The sequence below is a fragment of the Pseudoalteromonas sp. XMcav11-Q genome, assembly GCF_040104525.1.
Taxonomy (GTDB): domain Bacteria; phylum Pseudomonadota; class Gammaproteobacteria; order Enterobacterales; family Alteromonadaceae; genus Pseudoalteromonas.
Genome location: NZ_JBECOX010000028.1, coordinates 13,151 through 31,250 on the forward strand (window position 1 = coordinate 13,151; position 18,100 = coordinate 31,250).

The 18,100-nt window shown below is 41.8% G+C and carries 18 protein-coding genes and 1 pseudogene; 12 read left to right on the forward strand and 7 right to left on the reverse strand.

The genetic code is table 11. From position 1 onward, the window contains the following. Positions 1–79: 79 nt before the first annotated feature. A complete protein-coding gene (locus tag ABMY45_RS23600) occupies positions 80–544 on the reverse strand; it encodes a CreA family protein (RefSeq protein ID WP_010606241.1) in 465 nt (154 codons plus the stop codon). 339 nt (positions 545–883) lie between these two features. Between ABMY45_RS23600 and ABMY45_RS23605 the strand changes: the two genes are divergently transcribed. The 3 genes from ABMY45_RS23605 to ABMY45_RS23615 all read left to right on the forward strand — a co-directional run bounded on the left by ABMY45_RS23605 (position 884) and on the right by ABMY45_RS23615 (position 5,993). After that, positions 884–3,331 (forward strand): TonB-dependent receptor, encoded by a 2,448-nt coding sequence (locus ABMY45_RS23605; RefSeq protein ID WP_349289577.1) that lies wholly within the window; start codon positions 884–886, stop codon positions 3,329–3,331. A 54-nt stretch (positions 3,332–3,385) separates the two neighbouring features. Beyond that, the gene (locus ABMY45_RS23610) at positions 3,386–4,870 is read left to right on the forward strand and encodes a sulfotransferase (protein WP_349289578.1); all 1,485 of its coding nucleotides are present in this window, start codon (positions 3,386–3,388) and stop codon (positions 4,868–4,870) included. Positions 4,871–4,934: 64 nt separating this feature from the next. Beyond that, the gene (locus tag ABMY45_RS23615; RefSeq protein ID WP_349289579.1) at positions 4,935–5,993 is read left to right on the forward strand and encodes a hypothetical protein; all 1,059 of its coding nucleotides are present in this window, start codon (positions 4,935–4,937) and stop codon (positions 5,991–5,993) included. Positions 5,994–5,999: 6 nt separating this feature from the next. Here the strand turns inward: ABMY45_RS23615 and ABMY45_RS23620 are convergent, their stop codons facing one another. Next, positions 6,000–6,581, reverse strand: coding sequence for a VTT domain-containing protein (locus tag ABMY45_RS23620; protein WP_349289580.1), 582 nt, complete (start codon positions 6,579–6,581; stop codon positions 6,000–6,002). 154 nt (positions 6,582–6,735) lie between these two features. On the opposite strand from ABMY45_RS23620, the gene ABMY45_RS23625 reads away from it, so the two are divergent. Continuing rightward, positions 6,736–7,332: an ACP phosphodiesterase gene (locus ABMY45_RS23625; RefSeq protein WP_206473274.1), complete on the forward strand. Its 597-nt coding sequence runs from the start codon at positions 6,736–6,738 to the stop codon at positions 7,330–7,332. A 173-nt stretch (positions 7,333–7,505) separates the two neighbouring features. Here the strand turns inward: ABMY45_RS23625 and ABMY45_RS23630 are convergent, their stop codons facing one another. Both ABMY45_RS23630 and ABMY45_RS23635 read right to left on the reverse strand, forming a co-directional pair. Further along, positions 7,506–8,951 carry a serine hydrolase domain-containing protein gene (locus tag ABMY45_RS23630; RefSeq protein ID WP_349289581.1) on the reverse strand — a complete coding sequence of 482 codons (1,446 nt, stop codon included), beginning with the start codon at positions 8,949–8,951 and terminating at the stop codon, positions 7,506–7,508. 104 nt (positions 8,952–9,055) lie between these two features. Beyond that, the gene (locus ABMY45_RS23635; RefSeq protein ID WP_227386941.1) at positions 9,056–9,439 is read right to left on the reverse strand and encodes a rhodanese-like domain-containing protein; all 384 of its coding nucleotides are present in this window, start codon (positions 9,437–9,439) and stop codon (positions 9,056–9,058) included. Positions 9,440–9,629: 190 nt separating this feature from the next. Between ABMY45_RS23635 and ABMY45_RS23640 the strand changes: the two genes are divergently transcribed. Next, positions 9,630–10,511 (forward strand): LysR family transcriptional regulator, encoded by an 882-nt coding sequence (locus ABMY45_RS23640; protein ID WP_349289582.1) that lies wholly within the window; start codon positions 9,630–9,632, stop codon positions 10,509–10,511. On the opposite strand, the pseudogene ABMY45_RS23645 reads toward ABMY45_RS23640, so the two are convergent. Next, positions 10,489–10,629: pseudogene (locus tag ABMY45_RS23645) on the reverse strand (MmcQ/YjbR family DNA-binding protein); the annotation flags it as partial. The gene ABMY45_RS23640 and the pseudogene ABMY45_RS23645 overlap by 23 nt on opposite strands. Positions 10,630–10,918: 289 nt before the next feature. On the opposite strand from ABMY45_RS23645, the gene ABMY45_RS23650 reads away from it, so the two are divergent. From ABMY45_RS23650 to ABMY45_RS23660, 3 genes are all read left to right on the forward strand, one after another. Further along, on the forward strand, positions 10,919–11,953 hold the full coding sequence (locus ABMY45_RS23650; protein WP_349289583.1) for a hypothetical protein: 1,035 nt from the start codon (positions 10,919–10,921) through the stop codon (positions 11,951–11,953). 93 nt (positions 11,954–12,046) lie between these two features. Further along, positions 12,047–12,760 (forward strand): response regulator transcription factor, encoded by a 714-nt coding sequence (locus ABMY45_RS23655; protein WP_187491226.1) that lies wholly within the window; start codon positions 12,047–12,049, stop codon positions 12,758–12,760. Between the two features lie 76 nt (positions 12,761–12,836). Beyond that, a complete protein-coding gene (locus ABMY45_RS23660; protein WP_349289584.1) occupies positions 12,837–14,102 on the forward strand; it encodes an ATP-binding protein in 1,266 nt (421 codons plus the stop codon). 280 nt (positions 14,103–14,382) lie between these two features. Here the strand turns inward: ABMY45_RS23660 and ABMY45_RS23665 are convergent, their stop codons facing one another. Then, positions 14,383–14,766: an MmcQ/YjbR family DNA-binding protein gene (locus tag ABMY45_RS23665; RefSeq protein ID WP_349289585.1), complete on the reverse strand. Its 384-nt coding sequence runs from the start codon at positions 14,764–14,766 to the stop codon at positions 14,383–14,385. Between the two features lie 132 nt (positions 14,767–14,898). Beyond that, positions 14,899–15,909: a hypothetical protein gene (locus ABMY45_RS23670; protein WP_349289586.1), complete on the reverse strand. Its 1,011-nt coding sequence runs from the start codon at positions 15,907–15,909 to the stop codon at positions 14,899–14,901. Positions 15,910–16,064: 155 nt separating this feature from the next. Between ABMY45_RS23670 and ABMY45_RS23675 the strand changes: the two genes are divergently transcribed. The 4 genes from ABMY45_RS23675 to ABMY45_RS23690 form a co-directional block, all read left to right on the forward strand. Next, complete coding sequence (locus ABMY45_RS23675; protein ID WP_010375910.1) at positions 16,065–16,382, forward strand: hypothetical protein; 318 nt, start codon at positions 16,065–16,067, stop codon at positions 16,380–16,382. A 32-nt stretch (positions 16,383–16,414) separates the two neighbouring features. Then, positions 16,415–17,149, forward strand: coding sequence for a YafY family protein (locus tag ABMY45_RS23680; RefSeq protein ID WP_010606229.1), 735 nt, complete (start codon positions 16,415–16,417; stop codon positions 17,147–17,149). A 117-nt stretch (positions 17,150–17,266) separates the two neighbouring features. Then, positions 17,267–17,821 (forward strand): hypothetical protein, encoded by a 555-nt coding sequence (locus ABMY45_RS23685; protein WP_102057291.1) that lies wholly within the window; start codon positions 17,267–17,269, stop codon positions 17,819–17,821. 166 nt (positions 17,822–17,987) lie between these two features. Then, positions 17,988–18,100: transposase (locus ABMY45_RS23690; RefSeq protein ID WP_349289022.1), on the forward strand; the 113-nt coding region annotated here is incomplete at its 3' end.

Genomic DNA, 18,100 nt, shown 5'->3' on the forward strand with positions numbered 1-18,100 from the left:
GGTTTAATTCAAACAAAAAAATAACTCATTAAATGCAATTATCGAAGCGTGTGGGTTTATGTGCTAGCGAACATTCGAGTTAATTGGTTTTATCGCCTTGATAAGCCTGAGTTCCCCATAGTGGCACAGTTGATAAGCTATGCTTAAAACTGCCAGAGGTTTCCTTGGTGGTATAGGCTAAGTACATTAAAGTTTGGTTTTTTGCATCAAAGATCCTTCTCACTTTCATTGCTTTAAAAAACACACTTTTTGATTTTTTGAACACCACTTCACCAGAATCGCTTTTGTCTATATTTGCTAGCATTGCCGGTGTTATTTCGCTCGTTTGACGACAAGAAATAGAGCTATCGCTAGGATCTGAAAAACTCAAGTTATCTTCAACACTCGCGACATGGCAGGTCACGCCCGTTACAACAGGGTCAACCATAGAGTCTAGTTTTATATCTTTGAGCGTAAATAGACCAAGAGATACATCACCAACTTCACTGTCAGAGCAACCGAGTAACGTACAAGATGCCAACAATGCAAACATCAGCTTTTTCATTGTTTTTCCTTAATATTATCGATGTATAAAAGAAGTATACGGAGCTAATACTCTAAGCTATTTAAAAATTTTCGCAAATAGCCGTCTTCCATAAAGAAATAACCATTCAAAAAATCAAAATAATTATTCACAAAATACGAATAAACATGTTAGCATGCGCCGCAGTTTCAGGGTGGTTAAATTACCTAAAGTAAATACAAAGTATTGCCCGTCTATTTACCGCCAGCTGTATGAAATTTTCTCTAAACTCGGGACTAAAATGTGCTACCTGCATACTTACCCATTTATAAATATTGAAATTTCGTCACGTTTAATTCTAAATTTGAGGTTCCACCATTTATGAGTAAGCTCCATCCAAGCTTAGTCGCACTAGCTGTTAGTTCGAGTTTTTTTGTTGTTAATCAATCACAAGCAGAAGAAAGTAAGGCTCAAGAAAAGTCAATTGAGCGAATTCAAGTAACAGCAACTCGACGCGCAGGCACAGTTCAAGAAGCGCCATTAAACATTACCGCCGTCGACAGCGATGTAATGAGCGACCAAAATATTGGCGACCTTGAAGACGTAGCAAGATGGGTCCCAGGTTTGACAATCACAGAACAAGGTGGCCGTGAAGGTTCACCTATTATTGTTCGTGGTTTGAATACTAATTCGTCAGAACGTGCCTCTGACTCGGGAACCGTGGCAACTTACCTCGGCGAAATCCCAATCAATGTGGATTTGCGACTAACCGATATCGAACGTGTTGAAGTCTTGATTGGCCCACAAGGTACGCTTTACGGTGCAGGCACGCTAGGTGGTGCGATTAGAACCATGCTTAAAGCACCAGTGCTTGACGTTATTGAGGGTAAACTAAGTGGTGATTTATTCAGTATCAATGATAGTGACAGTCATGGTCATGAAGTGGGTGCTGTCTTCAATATGCCTGTAGTGATGGATGAATTAGCCGTTCGTGCAAGTATTAACCGCTATCACAACCCCGGTTTTATGGATTACAGTTATGTGGTTAAGCAAGCTGGCGTTTCAAACCCAGATCCTGATTGGTCCAATGCTGAGGATGTAAAAGCAAACATCAACGCAGTTGCGGATGCAAATGATGAGACCATTACGACCACACGGGTTTCTCTACGTTGGTTGGTGAGTGAGAATATCGATACCACGCTGAACTATTTCCACCAGAAGCAAGAAAATGGCGCTAACTCAATTTCACAATATCAAAGCCTTGCGGCACAGCACCCGCTTGCCGTTACGATCAAACCATACGAGTCAGCCTACCGCGTGCTTGAACCTAACGAACAAGAAGACGACCTGCTTAGCCTTGAAATCAACGCCGATTTAGAGTTTGCTGATTTAGTTTCGGCATCCGGTTGGTCAAGTAAAGAACAACAAGGCCAACGAGATCAAACCGATCTACTTTATGATATTTGGCCGGGTTATGCGGATTTTCCTAGTTTCACCGCGTTGACCAAAGACACCACAGATCAAGACACTTTTACCCAAGAGATCCGTTTAGTCTCTAAAGGGGATGACGCGCTAAATTGGATTGCTGGGGTATATTACAGTAAACAAGAAATTAGCTCGGACGATAGAGAGTACACGCCAGGACTCACGGCGTTTTGGGGCGATGAAATCGACAATATTGAGCAAGACCTTGAGTATATTGCACTTACCAATGCCACCAGCAAAGAGTCTGCATTGTTTGGCGAAATCGGCTACGCATTTTCAGATGATTTTAATATCACAGTGGGCGCTCGTTTCTATCGCTATGATGTTAAAACTGAGTCAGCGGCTGAAACCCCGCTCTATTCTGGGGGCCTGCCAAGCCTCGAACAAATTTCATTTGAACAAGTCAGTGCCAAAGACAATGGTAGTTTGTTTAAGTTTAATGCCAATTACACTTGGCAAGATGGACTGCTGACGTACTTCACTGTCAGTGAAGGATTTAGGTTAGGCGGTGGCAACGGTTTGGAGTCCTGTCCAGAAACACTACCAGAGCAACAGATCATCTGTGCACTGCCGCATGAGCTTAGCTATAAACCAGATACCACCACTAACTATGAGCTGGGATTAAAATCTACATGGCTGAATAACAAGCTGCATTTCAATGCCGCATTATTCAGTGTTGATTGGGAAGATGCACAGATCTCATCCGTGACGGTAAACGGTCAAGAGATCATTACCTCCAATGCTGGATCTGCGAACTCTAGTGGGATTGAGTTGTCAACCCAGGCTATGTTGAATGACCAGTGGACGGTGTATGCAACCTATTCTTATGCAAAAGCACAGCTAACTGATGATGCACCAGCCCTGTTTGCGGTATTCAAAGAAGGTGACTATAGCGCAGAAGAAATTGCGCTTTACCAGCCGTACTATGACGGTACAGATGGCGACCGCCTACCTGGCGCCCCAAAACAGCAGTTTTCATTCGGTTTAAGCTACGAGCAGGAAGTGTTCGACGACAAAATGCTTAACGTTAATTATGGAGTAACCGCTCAGAGTGACGTATACACGAAAGTCGGACTCAAAGCTGACGGAGAGGTATTGCCAGGATTTGCCTTGTCTAATCTCAGTGCGAAGCTTTCAAGCGAGCAATGGGCCGTCACTTTTTATGTCGACAACCTGTTTGACAAATTTGCTTTCACCTCGGTAAGACGCGACAAGTCTTGGGCTGGTGAAGCTAAATTCGCGGCGTTAAACAAAGCCTTGCCTGAGCAGCAGCGAGTGTACGGACACTATGTCACAACACCTCGTACCGTTGGGGTCAAGCTTAACTACCAGTTTGAGTTATAATCAGCAAAAAACTAAAATAGAGAGTGAAGTTACCTTCACTCTCTTTACGTTGCGATGACATCATACAATCAGATCCAAAGCTATATTCAACAGCGTCAATTTCAAGCGGCGCATCACGCATTAGTCGCTCGCATTAATACCAATGCCAACGATCACCACGCGTACGCCTTATTGGCCGAATTGAATATCGCTCTCGGTAACCTCAGCAAAGCACTAAAAATTTACGACAAGTGCCTAAGTTTATTTCCCTGCGCATTTTACTCATTGAGCGCTGCCAAACTTGCGCTTTTTACCCAAGCACCATTAGTGGCAAAGCGTTATATTCTGCATTTGCTAGGTAACACACAGTTGTCGGGATCTGAGCACGATACCCTCGCAAATATATTACTGAGATTAAATCAATATACTGACGCTGGTTGGCATTTTAGCCATGCCTATACACGCTCACCACACTGTCCTGAAATCGCGCTCAACTATGCAATGCATTTAAAGATGTCTGGTGAATTAGCACAAGCGCGGACGCTGCTTGCCTCTTTAGTGCAAGCAAACCCAAGTAATGCAAAGTGCCAGTTAGCCTACTCAGAGCTTACTCCTGTAGAATTAGCATCGACTCGCATCGCTCAGTTAGCAACTGAAATAACAGCGCAAACTACACCACTTGCATTACAGCGGCTTCACCATGCACTGGCACTCGAATACGAAAAGCAGGAAAATTATCCCAAGGCATGGCAAAGCTTTGTGGCCAGTAAACAAGCGGTCAGTGCTGAGGTTTCCTATTCATCTAAACAAATGACTGGCTATTTTCAAGCACTTGGCAAACTTCTAGACAAGCCTATTGATTTTGCTCCAGAGCAAACGCTTGCACCTGTATTTATCATTGGGCTACCACGCTCAGGCACCAGTTTAATGGAGCAGATCTTAGCGCAATTGTCGCTACAACCGCTGGGAGAAACCAGTGTATTGCCCCAAGCACTTAGGTTTTCTCGTGACTACGACAGTAATATTCAATATATCAGCCACGCCTATAAAGAGGCTAACGCCATTGGGCAATACCGTCTCTTCACCGCGCAGTCCTTTGCTGGTGCTCAACGTTTTATAGACAAACAACCATTTCATTTTTTCTTTATCGATTTGCTTGCAAAGGCGTTTCCACGCGCGAAATTTGTCGTGATGAAACGAGACAGAACAGATACTTGTATCGCAAACTTTCGTCAATTATATCAAACGAATAGCCCCTTTCATGGCTACTCATACCGGATGCAAGATATTCAAGCTATGTATGATAATGCTTATGCGTTTTTGCAAGATGCCGCACAAAAACATCCGACTCAAATTAAATTTGTGAATTATGAATCGCTGGTAGAAATGCCTCAGGCTGTGATGAAGGAAGTCTGTCAATTTCTCGAGTTGGATTGGCAAGACAATGTACTTCACTTTTATAAGCAAGGTTATTACTCAGCGACAGCCAGCAAAATGCAGATCAGACAGCCATTGAACAATGCAAGTGTAGGCAAATATCGAAATGTATACCCAATATAGGAATATTGCCCCATTGCAGTGATGATGCTAACGTTAAGCAAAAGGAATACAAAACAATAACGACATGAAGCAACTATTCCCTACTCTCTGTTTCGCAACACTTGTGGCTTGTACACCGGTCGAAATAACAAAAACCGAGCGAGCACTCACACAAGCTCAACAGCAAAGAGACATAGAAGCACAAGCACACGCGCTCAAGACACTCAGTGAATACGACAGCGCCACATGGCAAAGCTTATATCAAGAAACACAAAATGCCTCAGCTTTGCTAGTAGACGCACAAATTGCTTATGAAAACGCTGATATCGTTACGGCTCAGATAAAAGCCGCGCAATCAAAAGCACTTAACAATTCACTACAAGCGGATACGTTGCTGCGCACCTTATCTACCGACTACCCTCTGACCGAGCTGATTGATACATTGGTAAAGTTACATTCTGCATCAAACCGGCATGAAATTGTACTTACGAGCTTCTTTAACCAACCTCCTAGTAAATGGAACATAATCGACGTCAATCAAAAATTGTCGCTGATCAACGCTCATATTCAAGCGATTCGAAAGCAGATTGCAGCTATTCCTGAAGGTAAAAAGCACAATGCAGTGTACCAAACTGTACTGACGGTGGCTGAATATCAAATTGAACAACTAGGTAAGCGGGAGAGTTTGCTTTTGCGCAACCTTCAGCAACAATTAAGTACCATACATGCGGAGCAATTTATACAGCTTCATCACACAGTGACAGAGCAACTGAATAACTTTGAAGAACGAGTAGTAGCCTCAATGATCCGCCAAGATCAAAATAAATTAATTGAGACAATGCAGCACCAAAGTGAGCTGCTGTACAACATTGATCTCATGTTAAAGCAGACAGGCTCTGCAAGACATGCTGAGTTTGAGCTTTTTTACCTTGCTTATATTCAACTGCTGAATAAGTCCAAAGATTACAGAGAGTATGCTCGGCAAGGTAAAGCAGCCCTCGCATTATTTGAGCGCGCCGGAGCCCCTCATAACTTTTATCAACAGTATCAAATGCTGGCGTCAGAGCCACTAACACTGAGCGATGATTTACTCGCTTTTGCACGCTCACAAAATGAATCAAAATTTTTGTATAGAAAATACTAGGCCCTACTAGCGACTAGTTATCCACCATGCGAGCAGCACAATTGCCGTTGTGAGAATAACGGCTTTTATTTTATGTTGTTTAATTAGCTTTTCAGCCTGATCACCAGCAAAGTAAACGACCGCCGCCAAGCCAAAATAACGTAGTGAACGGCCAATACAGGTTGCAATTAGAAATTGTAATAGTGAAAACTTTGTGGCGCCAGCTGCTAACATGGCAATCTGAAAAGGTACTGGCGCAATACCTAAGGTCAACACAAACCAAAATCCCTGACTTTGCATCTGCGCTTTCACTTGCTCAAACTGAGACTGGCTCGACAGCAGCTCAATAGCGGAATCCCCCACTGCATCAAATAAATAGTACCCCAACGCATAACCAAATAAGGCACCAATCACACATCCAACCGTCGCCATTAGCGCAATTAGCCACAGTTTTTCTCGCCTCGCCTGCATTAGCGGCACCATCACAGCTTCAAGCGGAATAGGCACGATGGTTGACTCTAAAAAAGAGGCAACCGTGATCCCTTTGAGCATATTTTTTGATTCTACTAATCGCTTGGTCTTTTGCTTCAATTCAGCCGTTAGCGCCATCACACTTCCCCTGATGTTCACAGTAATGGAGACAAGCATAGCCTAAGCTATGTTTCTCCTTCCTGAATTAAATGGTTATTCATATATGCTGGTATTTGTATGTGCGGACAAATGCGATACTCTGTTTTAGAGTGAATTATTGGGGGATGTTTCTGTGAATTATTTGGCGCATTTGTACTTTGCCAAACCAACTGCCGCATCGCACTTTGGCAACTTGCTCGGTGACTTTCAAAAAGGCGTGAATATACAAGTACTGCCCAAACCTGTGCAACTTGGTCTACAAACACATATGCAAGTCGATAAATTTACTGATAGCCACACGATAACAAAATCTGCTAAACAACTTTTTTCGCCCGCGCGTCGCCGCTTTGCAGGCATTGCACTGGATGTGTTATATGACCACTTTTTGATTAAGCACTGGCAGCAATATCACAGCACCTCGCTTGATGACTTTAAACGTCAGAGCTTTTCATTGCTGCACGATAACTTGCACATCATGCCTGCGCACATGCAACGAGTCGTTAGCGCAATGACACAAAATGATTGGTTTGCCACCTATGAATCCGTAGCTGGTGTGGGTCATGCACTCGATAACATCGCCCAACGTATTCGTTTTCAAAACCAATTTTCAGGCACTGAAGTGGATATAAAAGAGCACTACCACCAGCTTGAATCTGGATTTCAAACCTTTTTTCCGCAGTTGGTTGAGCACATAAGGCAGCAATCCATAGAGCACCAGAAAATAGAGTAAACTGTCGCCGTGTTACTCAATACCAACTCGATTGCAAGGTTGCCAGGAAGGGCTGCCCCCCGCTGGACACCTGTTCTTTGGCTGCTATCTAACCAGTCAAAACGGTACATAAACGCTAGGTGTATTTTATACCAATACCAGAGACAGACTACTCGTTGACGTGAAGTTTCCGATTAAATCCGCTCAAAACGATATAGGCCACGCCAAATCACCGCGATGATCTCACCTTTATCATTCGTTTCAATGGTGACATCTGCGCCCCCTTCAAGCTCAATCAAGGTGTCTTCCTCTGTGGCAACAAAGGCCATCAGGTTGTCACGGGCCATATCTAAGACGTTAAATCGCGTCCCCTCTCGGGTGATTTTCATTTTAAACTGATGATCTTTCTCATAAGCATACAGACCTTCCAATTGCTTTGCGCGTGCCTCAGGTAATGTAATCGCGGTTATCTTTTTACTGCGTATAAAATTCCAGCCGTAATGTTCGCTGATGGCAATGCGAAGCTCACCAAATACGGTACTCGCTGAGTCGCCATTGGACATCAACACCATACCCTCATCTTTTTCCACAAATGCTTCAAAACGATTGCTAAAGCCTTTATTTTTACCACCATGGGTGAAAACAAGCCCTTGCTCTCGCTGTTCAAGCTCTGGTCCCAAACCCCATACGTCATGATGAACTTCAAGCATTTGCTTCGCCAGCTCTGGTGTGATGGGCCCCACGGTATTGCCTGCATACGCTTGTTGTACGGCCATAATATATTTAGCGAGATCCACCGGAGTGGTCCAAAGGCCAGCCGCGGCTTGTTCTGGATAAACATGCCAGTCCCCTTCAACTTGCTCGCCTTTATCGTCAAACGCAGCACTGGCTTTTGACCATAGCGTTTTCGGTAATGGTTGCGCATAGGTACTATTGTGCATCCCTAGCGGAGTTAAAATTGCCTGCTGGACATACTCTTCAAATGGCATTTTTGTCACATCTGCCACGAGCAATTCCATTACCGTGTAACCACCGCCAGAATAGCGCCAAGCTTTACCTGGCAAAGTGTCAACCGTCACTAAGTCGGTATTACCTTTACCCATTAAGACTTCAACGTCAGTTGGAATTTTACTACCATGCACGTAGCCCGGAAAACCATGTTGAGTGAGCCCCGAGGTGTGAGTCATTAACTGTCTCAAAGTAACAGGATTGGCTTTGGTAAATTCGTTCGTTGGTACTTTCCAAGAGGTGAGATATTGATTAACGTCAGCATCTAAATCGATTTTACCATCTTGCGCTAACTTTAATACCGCAAGCGCAGCAACTGGCTTACTAATTGACCCTGCCTGAAACAGCGTTTCAGTAGTCACTTTTCGATTTTGCTTTTTATCTGCAATGCCAAAACCCTCAGCCCACACCACTTTACCATCTTTGATCACGGCAAGGCTTAAGCCCGGCAAATGCGTTTCTTGAAGACGCGTCTGCAAATCTACAGGTTTATATTTTTGGCCTTCCAATTGCACTCTAGGTAAAAGATTTTGTGCAACTTGTTGAACTTGATGTCGAGCCGAGTCAGTGGCGAAGGATGTCTGACTTAGCAAAGACGAGCAAAATATGGCGCAGTACAATAGTTTCGACATGATATTTCCCTTGTTATTATCGTTATTCACTCACTTTACACATTGATAAATGTGCCGTGAATGAATAACAGTATAATCATGAGATGAAGGAAAATGCACCTACATCAACTTTGAGCCTGAGACACTCGGCGATTAACGGGGTAACGCTCGAAATCCTCCCAGTAATGAATTCCACCTATCATCTCTTTTACTTGATAGCCCATTTTTGCAAGCTTATACGCGGCCTTTGTCGCGCCATTACACCCAGGACCCCAACAATAAACCACGATTGGTGTGACCTTGTCATACTTAGCCATCATCAGCTCGCTTATGTCTGCGCTTGGCATATTAACTGCGCCTTGAGCATGACTTTTGGCAAAGGCTTCATTCGACCTGACATCAAATAGCACAAAATCCTGCTGCCCCGTTAACATCGCCTGATAAACATCAGCACAATCCGTTTCGCAAGCCAGCTTCATTGCAAAATACTGTGATACTTCTACTTTCATCTTCTAACTCCTATTTAAATACTCTGGGTCCTAAATAATCTGAGCTGCGGATAATTATTTAACCTCACCCGAGGTCAACTACGTTACGCACTCGATAGGCGTTAATGAATTCATATTTTTTGAAGGCGATGTTCATCATTTCAGAATAGGCAATCACAGCAAGCTCATTTAAACTGGTGGTATTCAATACGTGATTGAGTTTAGTGCAATGGAGTTTTACCATTTAAGGTCGTTTGTTGCGGTTGCAGAGGCCCAAAATCTAACAGCAGCAGCGAAACGACTGTACACCACACCACCTGCTATCAGCGCCCATATCAAAGCGCTTGAGGAAGAACTCAATACCGTATTGTTTCATCGCTCTAGCAAAGGAATGCAGCTCACAGAGCAAGGTAAGATCTTGCTAGACAAAGCTAAGTTAACGCTTGCAAGTGCAAATGATTTAATGCACACCGCAGCGCAAGCCAAAACACTGCTCACAGGCGAGTTCAGACTTGGCTTGAACCACCCTATTGGCACCTCGAGCGAACTTGGCACACTAATAAAAACCCTCAACCAGCACTTTCCAAGTCTTTCTTTTTCGCTGGAATTACTCTCAAGTGGTGTCATCGTCGACAAACTCAGTGATGGGCTACTTGATGGTGGGGTTATTTATGGCGAAGTACCTGCACATTTTAGTGCTGTACCGCTCACAGAAGTTGCAGTTACCACCGCTTATCCTGCATCTTGGCCTACGCCATCACATAAAGCCGAATTGGCACAGATGACGTGGATACGTATGGGACAAGGCTGCCCTTTTGATAAGCAACTTGATCAACAGCTAAGCGAAGTAAACGCGGTAAATATTAATGCTGCGGATGAGCGCTCCCGCTTGGCTTTAGTTAAGGCAGGACTCGGCGTGAGCTTTATTGAAGCCAACGCCATTGCAGATCAAGGAGCAGAGGTTGCCTTGTCTAGTTTGCTAGACTTTTCGCTCCCAGTACATTTTGTTGTGGCAAATCAAGCGCTCACAGAGCCTAAAGTGAACGCCGTGTACCAAGTCGTTTGTGCATCTATTGATGCTGCGCAAGGATAATCCCCTGCTGCTTTTTCGGCATTTTTTCGACTACAAGGCGAAATGAGTTATCCATCATCCGCTCAAGTTCTCCTGTAGGAATGGAGCCATCGAGCACCACCGTGTTCCACAGCTTTTTAATAGTTAGCAAGTATAACCCATTAATTTTCATTATAAAAACTTCATACACCTCTATGCTACCAAATTGGTATGCCTGATATTTCAATTGAATTTTAATTTATGGAGATTCATTCTCTGCCTCAACAGACTTCATATTTATAAAAGCTAATAGGAGAATTGAGTCGTTTAATCATTCATCGTACTAAATGTAAGTTTTTTACGTACATTTGCGAGACACAAGAGTGATATCAGTAATGATAGGTTTCCAATACACTTACTCTAGCTTGAGAAACTGAACTAGAGACACTATGAACACAATTTTGAAATATACTTGCCCAATTGCACTTGCCTTAGCTTTAGTTGCTTGTGGTGGAAGTAATAGTACTAAGAGTGAACTTATTACAACAGCGCCAGAACCTACAGCTACTCAACCTGAAGCTGTTTATAACCTTCATCCTGATGACGTTGCGGAATATGTTGAAGAGTTTAAATATAAGTATGATCAATTGGAGCTGCAAATTGATGGAGTGCAATATGATATATCGGTTCATTCTACTGATGTAGAGGAGAAAGTTGTATATGCCAGCTATGAGAAAGGTTTTTTGTCTTTTGGCTTTGACTTTATAGAAGGAGTGCCCTTGGCTAAACTCTATGTTATAGAAACTGGGACTGAAGATCTAGGGGCTGCTCATAAGGAAGTGGACGCATATTTGGCTGGCTATGACATATCGATTGAATTTGATGATGATAATGCCATTTATACTGGAAGACTTAATAATATTACTCAACAAGACTTCAACGTTCGCCTTGTTGTTAATGATTCTGTAGTTTCAAGTGGTAGTACTACACTAGCAATAGAAGGTGCTGTAGCAACAGTAAAAGGTGAATTAGGCACAAAGACTTACATACAGATCCAAGACCTTGTAAATAATAATCCTGAAGTCACGACTCTCCTCTTGCAAAATATTGGTGGGTCTGTTGATGATGATATTAACTCACATACAGGAAGGTTGATCCGTAATGCTCAGTTAACAACAAAAGTTGAGAAAGGTTCTAGAATATATTCTGGAGGGGTAGATTTATTTGCGTCTGGTTATCAGCGTCTATATGAAAGCGGTGCTATAGTTGGCGTACATTCTTGGTGTTGTGAATCTGGAAAAACGGCTGACCAGTTGAGCGAAGATGACCCTGCTCACCAATCACAACTAACTTATTTCCGTGAAATGTTAGGTGATGAATTAGGTCCTGAGTTTTACTTCTTTACTATCAATGCAGCTCCTTTTGATAGTATTCACGAAATGTCTGATGAAGAAATGAGAAAATACTTACTCAAAGATGATTAAATAAAGTAGTTAGAGGGGATGTTATCCCCTCACTTATTTTTCGGTATGTGTTATACTCATAGTTTGTTAATCATATACAATACTTTGAGTGCTATGAACTTTTCTTCAAAAATACTCTTAATAGAAGATGATGATGAGCTTTCTCATTTACTAACAAACTATTTATCAGGGTATGGGTTTAATGTAATAGCTCTTAATTCTGGGGAGAGCGCTGTAGAAGTTATTCTTACTCATGCCCCTGATATGGTTATATTGGATTTGATGTTACCTAAAGTTGACGGTTTAACCATAGGAGTTCAGGTAAGAAAACAATTTAAGGGTATAATTTTGATGCTCACCGCAAGTGCTGACGATATGGATCAAGTTGCGGCGCTTGAAATGGGAATTGATGATTTTATTCAAAAGCCCGTTTTACCACGAGTTCTTTTGGCAAAAATAAAAAATCTGCTCTCTAGAAAGGCTTTGATTCGAGAGGAAGTTCTAATTCAACCTTCTGACAAAGAGCGAACCTATGGGGCGTTATGGCTAAGTAATCAACTCAAACGGTGTAAATTAGATAATCAGTTAATTAACTTAACACCGTCTGAATTTTCATTGTTATGGCACCTTGTCGAAAACTCAGAGCAAGTAGTCAGCCGAGAAGAATTAATTAAATCTTTAAGAAACATAGACTATGATGGAGTGAATCGATCGATTGATAATAAAGTCTCTCAAATAAGAAAAAAGCTGAAAGATAATGCTTCTAGACCACAAGGGATAATTACTGTGCGTGGTAAAGGCTATATGTTTGTTCCTGATTTTTGGTGATTACACATTTAATTTATTTAGAAGCTATCTAAATTTTCCTTGAGAACTATACTTCGCTAACTTGAAAAGTTTTATCATGGCTAGATTATTTTTACCTTTATATTTTGGTTTACTTTTTACATTGTATTTGTTTTTTATAATTTTACATATACTAAATACTTACCTGTATGTTGATGTATACAATATTATTGATGCTGATAACTTTTCCGCAGAAGTTGTCTTACTAAATGAGCTAGAAAAACACATATCAAAAGATAAACAAGAGCATCTCCTGCAATTAATCGCTGAACGTAACAAAGTTATTATTGAACCAATATCGAAATCAGACATTCCTCTTTACATTCGTGACAAATTAGCATCTCAAGATGTCTGGGTTGATGATGAGTTTTATGATTATTTTAAAGTCTTCTCAAACGAACAGTATTATAGAATGTATGAAGACGAATCAAATAAGTTAATTCAATTGACACGCAAGTTAGATAACCATATTGCTCTTACTTTGGTTTTCATGGTTGCACTTTGCTGCTTTATTTGGTTTTTTAATTTGTATCGGAAGTTACAATTAATTGAAACGACCGTAGTCAATATCAGCAAGGGAGAACTTTCTGCAAGAGTACCTACGAAAAGCTCCCAGAGAGTGGGAAAGTTAAATTATTGTTTAAATAATATGGCTGAGAAATTAGAGCGATTACTAAGCAGCCATAGACGATTAACTCTTTCTATTGCGCATGAGGTTCGCTCTCCTTTATTTAAAATGCACTTATATATTGAACTATTAAGCAAAACAATAGATAAATCATCACAAGAACACCTTAGTGGTTTAGAAAAGCAGATTTTCGTTATGGAAGAAATGGTCGAAGAGTTATTTCAATATGCTGAAATGGAAAGAGCGGAAGTAAAATTAGAACTGAAACCAATACAAATAGAAGATTTGCTAGCATTAAATTGTGAAAAGCTTCAACAAGAGTGCAAGAGTAAAATCCATCTCAAAATTGACTCCCCATGTAATCTAATAGCAGATGACATTTTGCTATCGAGAGCAATAAAAAACTTAGTGATAAACGCCGATAAATATGGTGATGACAATATATTTATCACTGTGTTAAAAACAAGCAGGAACATTAAGATCTGTATAGAAGATGATGGACGGGGAATTAAGACGGAAAATTATGAACGGGTGTTTCAACCATATTTTCGACAAGAAGAGCACTCAGACAAAGCTGGCTTTGGGCTTGGCTTATCTATTGTTAAAGAAATAGTTGTTCTTCACAGAGCGGATATTTTATTGTCGAATAGTAGTTATGGTGGCGCTAAATTTACGCTTACATTCGAATTGGAGTAGTACTGAATACATATAATAGCCCATTTTTTATCTAGCTAAAAAATAGAATTTCAATTTATAAGAGTAATATAATAAGATTATGACTACTTGCTAGGGCTAAAAAAGTTAATATTGAGTAAGCTCAATTGTTTCTATCTGAAGAATAACATTCATCCCTCACCAAGAAAAAAGATAGGCTATAAAATTTACGATGAAGATTATTATGAATTTTTCATGCGTTTAAGTCATAGTATTTAAATACTACAATCAATAAAGCTAGAGATTAGAATCGCCCGTTAGTTTATAAATGCACATGTATCGATTTCTGGTCTTTCTTTGTCATTTTACTAACAACCAGTAAAAACGAATTATCAATAAGGCGCTCAATTTCACCTTTTGGCATAGAACCATCAAGGATCACGGTATTCCACAGCTTTTTATTCATGTGGTAACCCGGTAACACTGCACTAAATATGTCTCGCAGCGCTTGCGCTTCATCAGGATCGCATTTGAGATTTACGCGCCAATGGGCATGCTCGTCATCTTCTTTGCCCATTTTACCAAGCGCCAACGTCGCGAACATTTTGTCTTTCACTTTATATACATCAACGCCTTCACCAAAAGGTTGACTTACGCTGGTATAGGGTTTTGCAAGCAAGTAGTCATGTACTTGTTGATGATCCATCTTATTCTTCTACCTTTAGATTAATCGTTGCCGCTTAGTAGTAAAGCATAATACCAAGCGGCGTAGTAGCATAAATTACTCAACCTGAGGTTTGAATAAGAAATACGCTAACTCATTGTTTTGAAGCTCAGGTTACTCAGGTTGTGGTGCCTGTCCTTGCCAACTCCAACTTGGAAATAGTTCGCCATTCACGACGGCATTATTACCAGAAAACAGCGAGTGCGGCCTTTCTTGCGTTACCCAATTTGTCGCAGAGGAGTGCTCCAACTCAAAAACCACGTTCCCAAAGAAGCTGTAAGGCCCTGACAAGGTCGAGTTTCTATAAGCAGCAAACAAGGTTTGGCCGCCCATCATCAGTTCACCAACACTACTTTGCTGGTCGATTTCGGCGGCGCCTTTACTCCAGATCATTAATAGGTTTATATGCGACTGCCCATCTGCTAAAAAGTAGCCATTTCCAGCAACTTGTACTGCGTCGAACTGGTTCCCTTGGGTACTTCTAGCATTGGCGGTGTCAAACACATATGCTGTCATCGCCTGATTTCCGGCTACAAATTCAGCAAAAGCGCCCCCTGCTATTTTCACTTTGGCTTGGTTTAGATTACTTAAGTAAAGATTACTATTATCTGTCACGATATAGTGGTATTCAGGCTCAGTGCCTTGCACTTGAGTCGCGACATTATCCAATCTTGCCATTCCCTGCGCCGTCACCGTTACGCTACTTTGCTGAGCGGTGCTAACAACCCCTAAGTTATTGAGCTTAACCGAACCAGACTCCACTAATATGGTCGGCTGCACGCCGCTTAGCGCCGCAGAGATAACATCTTGGGTATTATCAGACCCAGTAATGGTGATACCAGATCTCGTGATCTTAATTGGGCCCTGACATTGTCCTTGAATAGCAAAGGTAATTTCATCGACAGGCCAACTTACTTGCTCAACGGCACGTTTCAGTAAGCTGGGGTTAGTATGACAGTTGATAGCAAAAGTATACGACCCACTGACGCTTTGTGATGCGACTTGCTTTGCCAAGACATACAGCCTTTTGACATCGCTGTCATTTATATCCTTTGCAAAAACATGGGAAGCGCAGATAGCGGATGCAACCAAACTGGTTGCAAATATGCTTGTACTTAATTTCATTTCCTTATCCTTTACACGTTTAATCCTGCCAATTGCAGTACCCTAAATCCTAATACAGATCTAGATATAAAATGCACTGTATATTTAAACACTACTGACACTCCCTGACACAACATCGTGGTTTACTCTTTTTGAACTCAAAAAGGAGAAAGACCATGCAACAAAATGTCGTAGAGATTGTAAAATTTAAATTGGCTCTTGGTGCTACAGAGAGTGACATTATGGGTGTAAACCCAGCATTTACCGAGTGGGTTGAACAGCAACCTGGGTTACTATATCGTTCGTTGACTAAAGACAGTCAGACTGGCGAGTATTTAGATATTATTTATTGGCAATCGATGGAGCATGCTAAAGCGGTTTCGGCACAATTCCCAACAACCGAAGTATGCCAAAGATTAACGCAATACATAGACAGCGAGAGTGTCACCATTAGTCACAGTAATGTGCTCTCTCAAACCCCATGTAGCGGTTAATCAATCTGAGATTTGAATAACAAGGAAAACTCGTGCATAAATCAGAACGTCTCTTTCAGTTAGTGGATCTGCTCAAGGGTCGACGATTAGCGGTTACCGCTAAGTCATTGGCCGATCACTTTACGGTATCTGAGCGTACGATTTATCGCGATATTCAGGACTTACAAAGTTCTGGCGTGCCAATTGAGGGGGAAGCAGGTGTCGGCTATATTATTGGTGACTACCCACTGCCCCCTATGATGTTTAGCTATGATGAACTCACCGCATTATTACTTGGCAGTAAAATGGTTGGAGCATGGACGGATCCCGAACTAAGCGCACATGCAAAAGCAGCCATTGCCAAAATAGAGGCCGTGCTACCCGCTCACCTCAAACAACAGCATGACCACTCCCCTTATTTGGTTTCGAGTTTTAAACACGGACCACAACAACAATCCTTTAGCGCTACACTCAGGCTCGCCATTGCGGCTAAGCAGTGTGTACAACTTGAATATCAAGACGTTGCAAAGCAACAAACCCAGCGTATTATCGAGCCTCTCGGATTGGTTTATTGGGGTGGAAAGTGGACGCTGGTCGCATTTTGTCAGCTCCGCAGTGATTACCGTGAATTTCGCTTGGACCGTATCACCGCGATACATAAAAGTAAGCTGACCTTTACCGTAAATCCTGATAAAAACCTCAATCATTATGTTGAATTAGTTAAAGCCAAATACGCCGAAGAAATTGCACAGCACCAATGCCAAGCGCCTGATAAAAGTAGCAACTAATTCTAAGCTCACTGCCCGATTCATATTTTGTTACTAATACTTGCGCATCTAAAATCAACCTTTTCAGACTGCACCGCGACTAATTTTGTAAATCAGACTTATTCCTTCGAGGTGCTTATGAAAACCACAAAATCAATACTCATTATTTCGGTAACACTGGCTTTGAGTGCCTGCATTGGCTACTCCAATGCAAATACAACCGAGCCGCAAACACAAGGCAGCTACCGGCTTATCGCTTACCAAGACTGTAACCCAATAATCAAACACACCATGGACGCCGAACAGGTGGCCGCATACAAAGCACTCAAAGCGGCAGAGCTTGATATCTCAGCTTCTGAGTTACCAATGAAAGATATTGAAGACAAGCTCGCACTGCTCAGCAAAGAAATGGAAGCCATTAGTAAAGAGGCGATACAAGAAGACGACGATCGACTTGTGATCAATAAAGCGCTACTGGCAAAACAAGAAGAAAAGGCCAAGCAAATTGAGGCAGTAATTGAAAGTCACGCTGCTAATTTTGATGCCATTGACGACTATGCCGAAAAAATCGAAGCCGCAGCAAATCGTTTTGATAAAGCTTTAAAACCCATAATTGGCGACTTAAAAGAGGTCAATATTAATATCATCGAACCCGGTGAAACCCCAAGTGCCCGTTGCCTCGCGTCAAGCTAACCAAGTTGAACTGACTGAATGGAGGAAAATATTCCTCCAATGCCCACTTCTCATCACTGCTCTTACTATTTAGACAAAGTGATAAGGACTTTAACTTGTAACTCCCCCAAAAAATGAAACAGTTTATAAGTAGAATTTTCCATTAACTAAAGTAGGAAAATTTACGATGAGAAAAAGCAAGTTCACCGAAACCCAAATTGTCAGCATGATCAAGGAAGCTGAGTCAGGTATTCCTGTGCCAGAAATTTGCCGCAAACATGGCATCGGCCAAAGTACATT